The sequence below is a fragment of the Nocardia sp. NPDC052001 genome, assembly GCF_040680615.1.
In the GTDB taxonomy this organism is placed as follows: Bacteria; Actinomycetota; Actinomycetes; order Mycobacteriales; family Mycobacteriaceae; genus Nocardia.
Genome location: NZ_JBFAXC010000007.1, coordinates 99,868 through 114,717 on the forward strand (window position 1 = coordinate 99,868; position 14,850 = coordinate 114,717).

General features: G+C 66.2%; 11 protein-coding genes. 5 read left to right on the forward strand and 6 right to left on the reverse strand.

The window, feature by feature from the left end; translation table 11 throughout:
• Entirely contained in the window at positions 1–792 is a 792-nt protein-coding gene (locus AB0L82_RS29395) for a glucose 1-dehydrogenase (protein ID WP_364643197.1), read from the forward strand.
• Positions 793–866: 74 nt separating this feature from the next.
• Here the strand turns inward: AB0L82_RS29395 and uvrA are convergent, their stop codons facing one another.
• Entirely contained in the window at positions 867–3,890 is a 3,024-nt protein-coding gene (uvrA, locus tag AB0L82_RS29400) for an excinuclease ABC subunit UvrA (RefSeq protein WP_364643199.1), read from the reverse strand.
• Between the two features lie 122 nt (positions 3,891–4,012).
• On the reverse strand, positions 4,013–4,843 hold the full coding sequence (locus AB0L82_RS29405) for a hypothetical protein (protein WP_364643201.1): 831 nt from the start codon (positions 4,841–4,843) through the stop codon (positions 4,013–4,015).
• 177 nt (positions 4,844–5,020) lie between these two features.
• On the opposite strand from AB0L82_RS29405, the gene AB0L82_RS29410 reads away from it, so the two are divergent.
• Complete coding sequence (locus AB0L82_RS29410) at positions 5,021–6,751, forward strand: GAF domain-containing sensor histidine kinase (RefSeq protein ID WP_364643203.1); 1,731 nt, start codon at positions 5,021–5,023, stop codon at positions 6,749–6,751.
• A gap of 41 nt (positions 6,752–6,792) precedes the next feature.
• Here AB0L82_RS29410 and AB0L82_RS29415 read toward each other — a convergent pair whose 3' ends face one another.
• The gene (locus AB0L82_RS29415) at positions 6,793–7,935 is read right to left on the reverse strand and encodes a beta-ketoacyl synthase N-terminal-like domain-containing protein (RefSeq protein ID WP_364643205.1); all 1,143 of its coding nucleotides are present in this window, start codon (positions 7,933–7,935) and stop codon (positions 6,793–6,795) included.
• 225 nt (positions 7,936–8,160) lie between these two features.
• On the opposite strand from AB0L82_RS29415, the gene AB0L82_RS29420 reads away from it, so the two are divergent.
• Both AB0L82_RS29420 and AB0L82_RS29425 read left to right on the forward strand, forming a co-directional pair.
• A complete protein-coding gene (locus tag AB0L82_RS29420) occupies positions 8,161–9,495 on the forward strand; it encodes a diguanylate cyclase (RefSeq protein WP_364643207.1) in 1,335 nt (444 codons plus the stop codon).
• Between the two features lie 179 nt (positions 9,496–9,674).
• Positions 9,675–11,987, forward strand: a complete 2,313-nt coding sequence (locus AB0L82_RS29425) for an ATP-binding domain-containing protein (RefSeq protein WP_364643209.1) — start codon at positions 9,675–9,677, stop codon at positions 11,985–11,987.
• A gap of 66 nt (positions 11,988–12,053) precedes the next feature.
• On the opposite strand, the gene AB0L82_RS29430 is transcribed toward AB0L82_RS29425, so the two are convergent.
• The 3 genes from AB0L82_RS29430 to AB0L82_RS29440 all read right to left on the reverse strand — a co-directional run bounded on the left by AB0L82_RS29430 (position 12,054) and on the right by AB0L82_RS29440 (position 14,321).
• Positions 12,054–12,506, reverse strand: coding sequence for a universal stress protein (locus AB0L82_RS29430; protein ID WP_364643211.1), 453 nt, complete (start codon positions 12,504–12,506; stop codon positions 12,054–12,056).
• Positions 12,507–12,957: 451 nt separating this feature from the next.
• Positions 12,958–13,374 (reverse strand): DoxX family membrane protein, encoded by a 417-nt coding sequence (locus tag AB0L82_RS29435; protein ID WP_364643213.1) that lies wholly within the window; start codon positions 13,372–13,374, stop codon positions 12,958–12,960.
• Positions 13,375–13,457: 83 nt separating this feature from the next.
• Positions 13,458–14,321, reverse strand: a complete 864-nt coding sequence (locus AB0L82_RS29440; protein WP_364643215.1) for a helix-turn-helix domain-containing protein — start codon at positions 14,319–14,321, stop codon at positions 13,458–13,460.
• Between the two features lie 55 nt (positions 14,322–14,376).
• On the opposite strand from AB0L82_RS29440, the gene AB0L82_RS29445 reads away from it, so the two are divergent.
• Positions 14,377–14,847 carry a VOC family protein gene (locus tag AB0L82_RS29445; RefSeq protein ID WP_364643217.1) on the forward strand — a complete coding sequence of 157 codons (471 nt, stop codon included), beginning with the start codon at positions 14,377–14,379 and terminating at the stop codon, positions 14,845–14,847.
• Positions 14,848–14,850 lie beyond the last annotated feature (3 nt).

Here is a 14,850-nt window from a genome sequence, read left to right on the forward strand (position 1 = left end):
ATGACGCACAGCACTTCTCGATTTCAGGACAAGATCGCACTTATCACCGGCGGCACCAGCGGTATGGGACTGGCGACCGCGCACCGGCTATTGGCCGAGGGCGCGAGCGTGATCATTACCGGGCGGAGTAAGAAGCGACTCGATGCGGCCGTCGCCGAACTCGAACGGGGTTTGCCGGAAGGCGCTGCGGCGGAACGGGTGCTGGCGGTCGTGGGCGATGTGGGCGATCGCGTGGATCTGACAACGCTGATCGACACCGTCCGGCAGCGGTTCGGACGGCTGGACGTGCTGTTCGCCAATGCGGGCATTGGATCATTCGGACCGATCGGCGAGGTGACCGAGGAGGAATTCGATCGGGTGATCGGGGTCAACTTCAAGGGCGTGTACTTCACCATCCAGCAGGCGCTTCCACTGCTGGTGGACGGATCGGCGATCGTGATCAACGCCTCCTGGACCCTCCATCGCGGCCTCCAGGGCGCAACCGTCTACTCCGCGACCAAGGCCGCTGTGCACAATCTCGGCCACACCCTCGCCGCCGATCTCGCCCCGCGCCGGATCCGCGTCAACTCGGTCAGCCCCGGCTACATCGAAACCCCGATGTTCCACGAGGCCGTGTCGGTGGACGCCCACACCGAGGTCATCTCAGCCGTCGCGGCAGCACGGCTCGGTACCGCCGAGGATGTGGCGTCCGCGGTCGCCTTCCTCGCCTCATATGAGGCGTCGTACATCAACGGTCAGGACCTGATCATCGACGGCGGCCTGGTCGCCGCCATCCCCGGCGGCATGCTGTAATTCGATTCCAGCGATACGAAAACCAAAGGCCCCCGCCGAATTCGGCGGGGGCCTTTTCGCTCGTACGCTCTCGATCAGCGCAGGGCGGCGGCCTTTCGGCGTGCTGCGGCGGCCTTTTTCGCTGCCGCGTCGGCGGGCTTCTTCTCCGCGGTCGTGGTTTTCTTGGCCGTGCTGCTGGTCTTGGCGGCGGCCTTCTTGGCCGGGGCCTTCTTGGCCGGGGCGGTTGCGGCCTTCGGGGCGGGCTGGGCTTCCAGGACTGTCTTCAGGAATTGGCCGGTGTAGCTGTCCGCTACGGCGGCAACGTCTTCCGGGGTGCCTTCGGCGATGACCTGGCCGCCGCCGGAACCGCCTTCCGGACCCATATCGATGACCCAGTCGGAGGTCTTGATGACATCCAGGTTGTGTTCGATGACGATCACCGAATTGCCCTTGTCGACAAGGCCGTTGATGACCTTGAGCAGCTTGCGGATGTCCTCGAAGTGCAGACCGGTGGTGGGCTCGTCGAGGATGTAGATGGTGCGGCCGGTGGAGCGCTTCTGGAGTTCGGCGGCCAGTTTGACGCGTTGCGCCTCACCACCGGACAGGGTCGGCGCGGGCTGGCCCAGGCGGACGTAGCCGAGGCCGACGTCCACCAGGGTCGCCAGGTAGCGGTGGATGGAGGTGACCGGTTCGAAGAATTCGGCGGCCTCCTCGATCGGCATATCGAGGACCTCGGCGATGGTCTTGCCCTTGTAGTGCACCTCGAGGGTTTCGCGGTTGTAGCGCGCGCCGTGGCAGACCTCGCACGGGACATACACGTCCGGCAGGAAGTTCATCTCGATCTTCAAAGTGCCGTCGCCCGAGCAGGCTTCGCAGCGGCCGCCCTTGACATTGAAGGAGAACCGGCCGGGCTGATAACCGCGCACCTTGGCCTCGGTGGTGGCGGCGAACAGGGTGCGGATCTTGTCGAACACGCCGGTGTAGGTGGCGGCGTTCGAGCGCGGGGTGCGGCCGATCGGGGACTGATCGACCTGCACCAGCTTGTCCAGGTGATCGAGACCGTTCACGCGGGTGTGACGACCCGGAACCTGGCGCGCGCCATTGAGCTTATTGGCGAGCACGGTCGCGAGAATGTCATTGACCAGCGTGGACTTACCCGAACCGGACACACCCGTGATCGAGGTGAGAATGCCCAGCGGGAAATTCACATCGATATTGCGCAGATTGTGCTCGACCGCGCCCACCACGGTGAGCTGCTTCTTCTTGTCCATCGGCCGCCGAATCAACGGCACCTCGATGCTCTCGCGGCCGGAAAGGTATGCGCCGGTGAGGGATTTCGGATCGGTCAGCAGACCCGGATACGGACCCGAGTACACCACCTCACCACCGTGTTCACCGGCGAGCGGACCGATATCGACCACCCAGTCCGAGGCGTGAATGGTGTCCTCATCGTGTTCGACCACGATCAGCGTATTGCCGAGTGTCTTGAGCCTGGTGAGAGTTTCGATCAACCGGCGATTATCGCGCTGATGCAGGCCGATGGACGGCTCGTCGAGGACGTACAGCACGCCGACCAGTCCGGAACCGATCTGGGTGGCGAGCCGGATGCGCTGCGCCTCACCACCGGAAAGCGTTGCGGCGGCACGGGACAGCGACAGATATTGCAGGCCGACATCGAGCAGGAAGCCCAGCCGCGCCTGAATCTCCTTGATCACCTGCGCGGCGATCGCGGCCTGCCGGTCGTCCAAGGTCAGCGAGTTCAGGAAGTCCGCGGCATCGCCGATGGACAGGTCCGAAATATCGGCGATGGAGCGGTCCTGCTCCCCCGCGCGCAGCGTGACGGCCAGGATCTCCGGGCGCAGGCGCGCGCCATTGCAGACCGGGCACGGGATATCCCGCATGTACCCGTCGTAGTACTCCTTGGCCGATTCGGATTCGGTGTTGTCCATGCGCCGCTGCAGGAACGGCATCACACCTTCGAAATCGGCGTAGTACGAACGCTTGCGGCCGTACCGGTTGGTGTACGAGACGTGCACCTGTTCGGAACTGCCCTCCAGCACGGCCTTTCGGGCCTTGGACGGCAGATCCTGCCAGGCGGTGTCCATGGAGAAACCCATCGCCTCCGCCAGGCCGGACAGCAGACGGGTGAAGTATTCGGCGGTCTGCCCGCGCGACCACGGCGCGATCGCGCCCTCGCCCAGGCTCAATTCCGCATCGGGCACAACGAGATCCGGATCGACCTCCTTGCGAATACCCAGACCGGTGCAATCGGGGCAGGCGCCGTACGGCGAGTTGAACGAGAACGAGCGCGGCTCGAGATCCTCGATATCGAGCGGATGCCCGTTCGGGCAGGCCAGCCGCTCGGAAAAACGACGCTCGCGATCGTGCGCGTGCTCATCGCGATCCACGAAATCGAGCACCACGACCCCGTCGGCCAGCCGCAGTGCCGTCTCGATCGAATCGGTCAGGCGCTGTTTGGAGGTCGGCTTCACGGCGAGACGGTCGATGACCACCTCGACATCATGCTTCTCCTGCTTCTTCAGCTTGGGCGGATCGGTCAGCGGGTACACCACGCCGTCGACCCGCACGCGCGAATAGCCCTGGCCGTTCAGCGATTCGAAGAGATCCACGAATTCGCCCTTGCGGGTGCGCACCACGGGCGCGAGCACCTGGAACTTGATGCCCTCCTCCATGGCGAGCACCTGATCCACGATCTGCTGCGGCGACTGCTTCTCGATGAGATGACCGCAGGTCGGGCAGTGCGGGGTGCCCGCGCGCGCGAACAGCAGGCGCAGATAGTCGTAGACCTCGGTGATGGTGCCGACCGTGGACCGCGGATTGCGGTTGGTCGACTTCTGATCGATGGACACCGCGGGCGAGAGGCCCTCGATGAAATCCACATCGGGCTTATCCATCTGCCCGAGGAATTGCCGGGCGTACGCCGACAGCGATTCCACATAGCGGCGCTGCCCCTCGGCGAAGATGGTGTCGAACGCCAGCGAGGACTTACCGGACCCGGACAAGCCGGTGAACACGATAAGACTGTCGCGGGGTAGGTCGAGATCGACCCCTTTCAGGTTGTGCTCCCGCGCTCCACGCACCGTCAGGCGATCCGCCACCGGCCATCCTTCCAACGTTTCGGCATCAAGACATACCCCCGACGCCATGCTAGGCGTGCCCACCGACAAGTTCGGTTACGCACGCGGAAACGCTGGTCAGATGAAGGAAATTGCGCGCGAGCTCACTCCGGAACGAGTCGGTCCGTGAGCCACAACGATTGTTCGGACCCGGATTGTTCCGGGATGTTCCGGCGCACACACGGCACCACGATCGCGCGCGGCTGTAAACCGCGATCGCGCGGGCGCTCCTCCGAACCCGCCGCGGTGACCAAGGCCAGGTCACCGTCGAATCGGCGGTACAGCAGCCGACCCCGATGGGTGTCCGGATCGGTGAAGAACAGATACGGTGATCCACCCAGGCACAGTCGTGCGGCGGCCTCGTCCTCATGCAGTGCGGGCACGCTGTCGCGATGGCGGCGCACCGGCCGCACACCTGCGGCGCCGTTCCAGCACACCACCGCGTCCGCGCCGGTCTCGGCGTCGATATAGAGGTGCGCGTCGAAATCCATCGCGTCCAGGATCCGGGCGGCCGCGCCGGCGGTGGCCACCTGTAGTCGGCAATCCTTGCGCCGCACGATCGGGCGCGGATCGGTGACCAGGGCCAGCGCGGGCCGCGCCGGATCGGGCCAGGGCCGGGACGCTTCCTCCGGTGGGCAGCCCAGCCGCAGGTCCAGGCGCTCCAAAGCGAAGGTGGTCGCGAAGCGTCCCGGCCCGGCGACCTGTACCCGGAACGCCTTCCCCAGCGTCCGGATCGATATTTGGGTCAACGTGTGCTCATCATCGGAGTCGGGCCAGTGCAGGCGTGCCCGCACCGGCCCTTCCACCCCGTGGCGCCGCAGGATTCTGCCCAGTCCGCGCACCACGCGGGTCACTTCGGCGGCCGGTACGGGCCCGCGCGTGGTCACCACGAAATCCTCGTCACTGCCACTGGACCACACATCGAATCCGCCCATAGCCGACCCACTTTCCCGATTCCGACCCGGCAACCCGCTCCTATGACAACACGCTCGCGTACGTGGCCGACAGGGGCGAAGGTCCCAATCCGGGCTATTTTTTGGAAATTCTTCCGCTAAAAAGTTGGCGGATGGTTGCATGGGGTGGAATCGGTTGCCGGACAAGGCAGGACGAGCATGCACGAGACGCACCGCACGGGCCCCTATTCCGTACGCGACACCCTGTCCCAACTGCGGTTACGAGAACTGCTCACCGAGGTCAAGGACCGCGTCGAACAGATCATCGACGCCCGCGATCGCATCGACGGACTGGTCGAGGCCATGCTCGCGGTCACCTCCGGACTCGACCTCGATCAAACCCTGCGCACCATCGTGCGCGCAGCCGCCAGCCTGGTCGACGCCCGCTACGGCGTGCTCGCCGTACGGGGGCACGATCGGCAGCTGACCCAGTTCATCCACCACGGCGTCGATGAGCCCACCCGAGTGCTCATCGGCGCGCTGCCGGAGGGCAGCGGGGTGCTCGGCCTGGTCGCCGAACAATCCGAACCCGTTCGGCTGGACGATCTTACGCGGCATCCGGCCTTCATCGGATTTCCCGAACACCATCCGCCCATGCGCACCTTCCTGGGTGTGCCGGTGCGCGTTCGCGGTGAGATGTTCGGCAATCTGTATCTGGCCGAGAAATCCGGCGAGCACCCCTTCACCGAAGACGACGAGGTGCTGATGCAGGCGCTGGCCGCGGCCGCCGGTATCGCCGTCGACAATGCCCGGCTCTACGAATCCGCGCGCACCCGGCAGGCCTGGATCGAGGCGACCCGCGATATCGCCACCGAATTCCTCGCCGATACCGATCCCACCAAAGTGCTCGCGCACGTGGTCGAACACGCCCGTGAGCTCACCGCCTCCCAACGCGCGCTGCTCGCGGTGGTCGCCGATCCCGAGACACCGCCCGAGGATGTCACCGAACTGGTGATCGCGCAGTGGTCCGGACCGGGCGGCGGTGCGGACGGTAAGACCGTGCGCACCATCGGCACCGCGGTCGGGCACGCGCTGACCACCCGCACCCCGCTGCGCTTCGACGATGCCCGGCAGGTGGATCTGGGCAAGACCATTCCGGGGATCGGACCGGCGCTGGTGCTGCCGCTGCACACCCCCGATTCCACGCTGGGCGTGCTGATCATCCTGCGCGCCGCCGAATCCAGCCCGTACCCGGACGAATTGGTGGAACTCATCGCGGCGTTCACCGATCAGGCCGCGCTGGCCATGCAATTGGCGGTGGCACAGCGCCGCATGCGCGAACTCGACATCCTCACCGATCGCGATCGAATCGCCCGGGATCTGCACGATCACGTCATCCAAAGGCTCTTCGCCATCGGGCTCTCACTACAGGGCACGGTGCCGCGCGCCCGCGTTCCCGAAGTGGCGCAACGGCTCACCGACGCCATCAACGATCTGCAGGACGTGGTGCAGGAGATCCGCACCTCGATCTTCGATCTGCACGGCGGCAACGGGCACAGCACCCGGCTGCGCCAGCGTCTCGAGCGCGCGATCAAACAGCAGACGACAACCACCGGGATCCGCGCGCTCATGCATGTGACCGGACCGCTGTCGGTGGTCGAACCCGCGCTCGCCGATCACGCCGAAGCCGTTGTGCGCGAGGCGGTCAGCAATGCGGTGCGGCATTCGGGCGGCGACACCATCACCATCGATATCGGGGTGGCGGACGATCTCACCATCGTGGTCGCCGATAACGGCCGCGGCATTCCGGACGGCATCACGCCCAGCGGGCTGACCAATCTCGCGCATCGCGCCGAACAGTGCGGCGGCCGGCTGGCGGTCTACCCGCAGCGCGATAACTCGGGAGAGCACACCGGCACGAAATTGAATTGGTCGGTCCCGCTGCACTGAACGAGCCCGTCGACGCGGATCCGGTTGTCCCCGAACCGGGCTCAGACCGGGCCCAGCACCAGCGCGGAGTTGTTGCCGCCCATGCCGAGCGCGGTTTTCAGGGTGATGCCGTCACCGCCGGAGATCACCCCGTCCACCAGGCGGGCGTGCGCGGGCGCGACGATCGGCGACGACACCACCGCGCCGCGGTCGTATCCCATTGCCACGGCGGCGACTTCGACGCCCGCCGAGGCCGCCTGACAGTGCCCGGTCAGCGGTTTGGTCGCGCAGACCAGCGGGCGATTGTCGAAAAGGTCCGCGAGCAGCGCGGTTTCGGCGTCATCGCACTGCTGGGTGCCCGAGCCGTGCGCGTTCAGATACGCCACCTCGTCCGGTCGCACCGCGGCGTTGGCCAGGGCGCGGCGCACGCATTCGAAGATGTGCTCGTGCGAAGGCTCCACGGAGATCACGTGATAGCCGTCATTGGTCATGGCCCCGCCCAGCACCGCCGCGTAGGGCCGGTCCGCCTCGCGGGTCACCACGAACGCGGTGGACGCCTCACCCCAGCTGAAACCGCGACTGCCCTCCTGGAACGGGCGGCAGGCGACGAGCGGTTCCACATCGGTGACGGCCGCGCCGAGGGATTCGAAGTGCTCCACCATGTCCGGGGTCGCGGACAGATCCGAGGCGACCACCACCACATCGTCGGCGATGCCCTGCGCCAGCCACAGCTGCGCGGTGATCAACGCCGCGTTCGCCGAGGAGCACGCCGCCGTCACATTCATGGCGGGACCGTGGAAACCGAACTCCCGCATCAGGTTCGCATTCGGGGTCGAGGGCAGTAATCGCAGATAGTCCCGGGCACGCCGATGCCCGTGATCCTCGACATAGAAATCCCGCCACTCGTACACATTGCCGAGCACGATGGCGTGCAGCAGACCCACGGTGCGACCGGGCCGCCAGCCGCGTAGGGTGGCGTCGGCGACGGCCTCGCGCACCGATTCCTGCACCGCGCGCACATAGCGACTGGGGCCGATTTCCGGATCACCGCCGTCCGGCACGCGGGCAACCCATCCGTGCCGATCGCGTTCGGGGCCGTACCCTGGATGCAACCGGGCTGCGGGCTTACCGCTCAGCAAACCCTCCCAGAGGGCTTCTCGACCCCAGCCGTACCCGGTGACGGCACCGATTCCGGCAATGGTCATATGATCTTGGTGCTGTATCGCAGTGTTCGGAGCGGGGTTGGTGCCAGGCATTGCATCGATCCTTCCCAGAGCCGGTGCCTGTAATGATCACCACCAACAGGCCGATGCTGTGCGGAACTGTGATTGATCCAATACGTTCGGCGCGGTTTCCAGCAAACCCCGCCGCTCACACCATAGTGCCGTGCTCCAGCGAAGCGTTTCAACGACGACCAGGGGGTGCTTGAGGTGGTTGGTAACGATCGGGCAAACTCCCCGACCGATGCCGAACAGCTGGCCCAGCGGTACCGCACGCTGGTGGAACACAGCCCGGACGGGGTTGTGGTCCACGAACGCGGCACGATCGTCTACGCCAATCCCGCCATGGTGCGGCTGCTGGGGGCCACGGAGATCGACGAAGTCGTCGGACAGCCGGTCACCAATTTCGTGATGGCGCGCGATGTGCCCGCCATGCTGGAACGCATTCGCAGACTCACCATCGCCGGAACCGCTTCCGAGCCCGCCGAATTGGTGCTGGTGAAGATCGACGGCAGCACCGTCGAAGCCGAAACCGTCTCGGTGCTCACCGCCTGGCATGAACGACTCGCCTATCAGGTGGTGGTGCACGACCTCACCCCGCAACGACGCGCCGAGGCCGCGCAGGCACGCGCCGAACAGTTCTTCACCACCGTGGTCTCGCAATTGGAGGAGGGCGTGGTGGTCATCGACCGGGACGGGCGCATCGAATCCGCGAATCCGGCCGCGCGCCGCATATTCGGTTATGACGCCGACGATCTCGTCGGCACGCATCTCAACGACATACCGCTGTGCCTGCTCGACGCCAACGCCCAGCCCATGCCGGCGTCCTGGTATCCGGTGATCCGCACGCTGGCGACCGGAGAAACGGTGACGCGCTTCGTATTCGGGGTGGACCGGCCCGACGGGCAGCGGCGCTGGCTGTCCGCGAGCAGCCGGTTGCTCAATCCCGAGGACCCGAATTCACCCGCGGTGTCATCGTTCAACGACATCACCGAATTCCGGGCCAGCCGAAGGCAATTGGAGTATCAGGCCACCCACGATCCGCTCACCGGGCTGGCCAATCGGGCACTGGTGCTGTCCCGGCTGGCGGGGGCGCTCGGCACCAGCGAGGCGCTGCCGGTGTCCACGGTGCTGTTCATCGATCTGGACGGTTTCAAGACCATCAACGACACGCTCGGGCATGCCATCGGCGATACCGTGCTCCAAATTGTGGCGCAGCGGCTACAGCGCGGGCTGCGCTCGGACGACATCGTCGGCCGCATCGGCGGGGACGAATTCCTGGTGCTGCTGTCCGGGCGCACCCTCGGCGAGGACTTGGAGGCGCTGGTCACCAGATTGCGGCAGACCATGGCGGAGCCGATCATCGCGCGCGGGCATCGCATCCAGGTGAACGCGTCGATCGGCATCACACCGCTGCATCCCGGTGACGGGCGCACCCCCGAAGCTGTGCTGCACGATGCCGATCTGGCCATGTACCGGGCCAAACCGCCCGGGCACCGGGACACCACGCTGAGCCGGCGCAGTGATTCCACGCATGCCTCCTGAACCGATGCGCCGACCCGGTTTCCGCGCCACACGTCACGGTTGACCTGCCGGTACGGCGCGCCGGGCAAACGGGAACTAGACTCGATAACTCTGTTCTCGATGGTTCGCGCGCTGTGCGCGTACAGCACCGCGTGGTGACAAGGAGTTCCGTTTTGCCCGACCTCACCGAGGAGCGTTCTGTGTCCGCGTCCAGTTCCGATGCCAAGACCGCGGCGGAACTGGAACGCGAACAGCAGCACCTGACCCTGCTCTACGAGCGGCTCGACGGAATGCGCGAATACGCGCAGCGACGACTGCGCACGGTGCTGCTGGAAACCGGCGGCACACCGCAGGCCCGCAGTGAACGGGAATCGTTCACCCAGCTGTATTCGGAGGATCTATCCAAGTACGACGCGGCCGAACACGGATTGTGCTTCGGCCGCATCGATCTCGCGCCCGAGAGCGCGGACGACTCCGGGAACGGCACCTCGCCCGAGGGCGAGCGCCGGTATATCGGCCGCATCGGCATCCTCGACGAGGCCGCCGATTACGAGACGCTGCTGCTGGATTGGCGCGCCCCCATGTCGCGGCCGTTCTACCTGGCCACCACCGCCGCCCCGGACGGGGTGACCAGGCGGCGGCATATCCGCACCCGCAATCGCAAGGTCACCTCGGTCAACGACGAGTACCTCGATCTGGAGACCGCCCGGCGCGACGGCGTCATCAACGATGACGGCGGCGTGGGCAGTGAGAGCGCGCTGCTGGCCGCGCTCAATGCCGCGCGCACCGGGCATATGAACGACATCGTCGAGACCATTCAGCACGAGCAGGACGCCATCATCCGCTCCGAGCACAAGAGCGTGCTGGTGGTGCAGGGCGGGCCGGGCACCGGCAAAACCGCCGTGGCACTGCATCGTGCGGCCTACCTGCTGTACACCTACCGGCAGCAGCTGGACAAAGCCGGTGTGCTGATCATCGGGCCGAACTCGACCTTCCTGGATTACATCGGGCAGGTGCTGCCCTCGCTGGGTGAGACCGGGGTGCTGCTGTCCACCATCGGCGATCTGTATCCGGGAGTGCGCGCCACGCTGGAGGATTCGCTGCGCGCCGGGGAACTCAAGGGTTCCCTCGACATGCTCGAGGTGCTCAAGAAGGCCGTGCGGGATTGGCAGGAGATTCCCAAGGATCCGATCCGGCTGCACTTCGACGGGCGCGAACTCACCCTGGATCGGCGCATCGTCACCAAGGCGCGCGGGCGGGCGCGGTCCTCGCGGCGACCGCACAATCTGGCGCGGCCGATCTTCGCGGCGGGCGTGGTGGACGCGCTCACCGATCAGCTGGCGCAGCTCATCGGCGCGGATCCGCTGGGCGGGCGAAACCTGTTGAGCCAGACCGATCTCACCGAGATCCGCGATGAGATGCGGGCCGACGCCGATATCCAGCGCGCCATCGCCGGGCTGTGGCCGCTGCTCACCCCGCAGGACGTGCTGGGCGGGCTGTGGGCCGATGCCAAACGACTCGCCAACGCCGCCTCGCAGTTGAGCCCGGAGGATCGGGCCGAACTGGCGCGCAGCGATAACGGTGAGTTCAGCGCCGCCGACGCGCCGCTGCTGGACGAGCTCGCCGAACTGCTCGGCATCGACGACAGTGAGGAGCGCGAACGCTCCCGCCGCCGCTGGCGCGCCCAGCTCGCCGAGGCGCAGGACGCCCTCGATATCCTCACCGGCTCCGCGCCACAGGATCTCGAGGATGAGCTCGATCCCGAACTGCTCATGGCGTACGACCTCATCGACGCCAGTCAGCTCGCCGAACGCCAGCAGGTCCGCACCAGCCAGACCACCGCCGAACGCGCCGCGGGCGACCGCACCTGGACCTACGGGCATGTCATCGTCGATGAGGCGCAGGAGCTTTCGGAGATGGCATGGCGAATGGTGATGCGGCGCATCCCGAATCGCTGGATCACCGCCGTCGGCGATGTGGCCCAGACCGGTGATCCGGCGGGCGCGTCGTCCTGGCAGCAGGTGCTGGAACCCTATGTCGCCAAACGCTGGAAACTCACCGAGTTGACCGTCAACTACCGCACCCCGGCGGAGATCATGGCGGTAGCGGCGGATGTGCTCGCCGAGATCGATCCCGGCGCGGCCATTCCGCGATCGGTCCGCGATTCGGGCTTCGAACCCGCCGCGCATCGAGTGACCGCCGGGCAACTCGCCGATGAGGTGGGCCGCCTGGTCACCGCCGAGGCCGAGCACCCCGGCACCACCGCGGTCATCGTGCCGCACGAACTGGCCGCGAAACTCGCTCACCTGGCGACGGATTCGGCCCGCGTGCTCACCGTGCACGATGTGAAGGGCCTGGAATTCGACGCGGTCATCCTCGTCGAACCCCGGCAAATCCTGGACGAATCCCCCCGCGGCCTGAACGACCTCTACGTGGCCCTGACCCGCGCCACCCAGCGCCTGGCCGTGGTGCACACCGAGGATCTACCCCCGGTCCTGCACCGCCTGGGCTGACCAGTACTCCCCGGACAAAGCAAAGCGGCCGTGACCAACTGGTCACGGCCGCTTCGTTGTTCAACATCAGCGCACTGTGTGCACGATCAGGACGTCGCTGCGGGACTTGCGGGCCACGTCCGAGGGGACGGAGCCGAGCAGGCGACCCGCGAGGGTGTTGAGGCCGCGGTTACCGACGACGAGCAGGTCGGCGTCGACTTCCTTGAGCAGGGCGAGCAGGGATTCCACGGGCTCACCGACGACGGCCTTCTCGACCACGTTGGTGGCGCCGGCGGCGGTGGCCTTATCGCGTGCGACGCGCAGGATCTCGCTCGTCGGCGCGGAGCCGCGCACCTGGTAGGCCTCGTCCTTGAGCACGTCGGCGGCGGCGGCGACATCACGGTCATCCGTCGGGTAGTACGCGCAGGCGATGTACAGCGTCGCACCCTCGTCGCCGGCCAGAGCCGCGGCCCGCTCGACGGCGACGTACGACGAGTCCGAGCCATCGGTACCGACGACAATCGTCCGGTAGGCGGTCATTCTCTCCTCCAAGTACAAGGGTCGGGGTCGTGGCGTCCACCTTCGTGGTTACCGCCTCGACAACTGCGCCTGACAATAGCGGCATAACCGGCGGAAATTTTCGATATCGCCCCACATCACACTCGCGTGCCGTGCCGGATACAACGCACATTCTGTGACGTCGGCCGATAGGGCCCGCACTACCAGCGAATTCGGCGGGCGTTTGTGAGACCTCCCAGAAATCGTCAACCGCATTGCGCGCCTGGGACTTTCATCACAACGGTGGAATTCGCCCGGATACGGCGCGGCCCATCCGGTGCGAGGCGCGCACCGGATGGGCCGTGAAACCGCTACCTCACAGCTCGTGATAGTCGGCCCAGAACCAGCCGAGAATCACGCTGAGGATGGTCATCCTCACTCCTGTCGCTACGGCCGATCATTGACGCGCAATACTAACGCGCCGGGCCGGGCATCAGAGGCTGAAAAGCGGTCCGGTCAGCGTCAATCCGAGATCGTGGCCGACATAGGCGAAGAAGGCGAACAGCATGAGCGCCGCGCCCGCCAGCGACAGATCCTTATTGAACGAGATCATCTCGGTCTGCTTGGCCTGCGGATCGGTTTCCTTCCAGAACGCGTGCATGATGAACGCGGTCGGGACCAGGAAGATGACCAGCAGCAGGGCGCCCAGATCCGCCCAGACGCCGAGCAGCACGCTCAGCCCGCCGAGCAGCAGCAGCACCCCGGAGCCCAGCACCGACAATCGAGCTGCCGGAACCCCTTTGAATTGCGCGTACTGCGCCATGGCCTCGGATTGGGTCAGATGCCCGACCGCCGAGGAGAGGAACAGTAGAACGAACAGGATCCGTCCGATCAATACCAGCACATCCATGGCCCGCTCCTTAGTCGATTCCTGCCATAGGGTGATACGGCAACCAACCACATCAGGGGCTTGCGCATTCCCGATCTTGCTGTTCAGGAGGGTAGCGAGGTCTTGGCGTATTCCAGCGGAGGCATTCCGATCTCGGTCGTGAACTCGCGGGAGAAGTGCGCCTGATCGAAGTAGCCGAGGTCCAGTGCGAGCGCGGCCAGATCCGAGCTGCGGCCCTGCGCGAGCAGATGCGCGCCGTCCTGGAGGCGGAAGCGGCGCAGCACCCATTTCGGGCCGACGCCGACATAGCGGCGGAACAGGCGTTGCAGGGTGCGGATCGGGATGTCGAAGCGTTCGGTGACCTGGTCGACGCGGGTGAGATCGCGATCGGACTCCATCGCGTCGATAATGCTCAGCACCAGGTGGTAGGAGGTGTCGTCGGCGACGGCGCGGCGGTCGATGGCCTCGATGAGGAAGTCCTCCACCAGCTTTCGGCGCTGTTCCAGAGCGGTGGCGCCCAGTACGCGTTCGGACAGACCCGCCGCATCGGGCAGCACCTCGGTGACCGGGAGCGCGGTATCGCGCAGCGCCCCGACATCCATACCGGTGAACGCGCCGAACCCGCCGGAACGAAACTTCACACCGAAAGTGTCACCGACACCGGATAATTCGCGCACATACTTGGTGGTCCAGACGCCGGTGACAAAACCACCGCGCCGATCGTGCGCGTTCTCGAAGGTCAGGTTCACCACCGGAAAACCCAGTACCTCGGCCGTATACGGCGGCAGGCCGGTGCGATCCCAGTGCACCGACCAGTAGAACTCGACGTAGCGCGCGACCTGCTCCCCCGCCGGCAAACGGGCGTGATTGCTGGCCGCGATCTGTTCACGCGGACGCAGAATGCCCTTGGCGGTCTCCGGCGGCGGCACCGGGCGGCGGTTCGGCGGCGGTGTATCAGAGCTGGTCATGGGGCTGTCGCTTTCTTACAAGATCCGCGGCGGCCCGGCGAGCAGAGTGAGTGCCATGAGCAACGCAGTGAATCCGATCCCGGAGAACTACCACTCCATCACCTGCTACCTGACCGTCCCCGACGGCAATCGGGCCCTGGACTTCTATGCGACCGTGTTCGGCGCGAAGGTGGTGAGCCGCAACGATCTTCCCGACGGCCAGCCCGCGCACGCCGAACTGCTGATCGGCGATTCCACCATCCAGGTCGGCATGCCGATTCCGGAGAGCGGCCTCATCGCCCCGAATGGCGAGACCCTGAACACCAGCATCGTGCACTACTGCCCGGATGTGGACGGCGTCATCGAACGCGGCCGCGACGCCGGGGCGCGCATCGCGGACGAACCGGCCACCTTCGTCACCGGTGACCGCTACGCCGTCCTCTACGACCCCTTCGGCTACCGCTGGGTCTGCATGACCCGCGTCGAGGACGTCCCCCGCGAAGAGGCCGAGCGCCGCGTCAACGAATGGATGGCCCAGCAGGGCTGATTC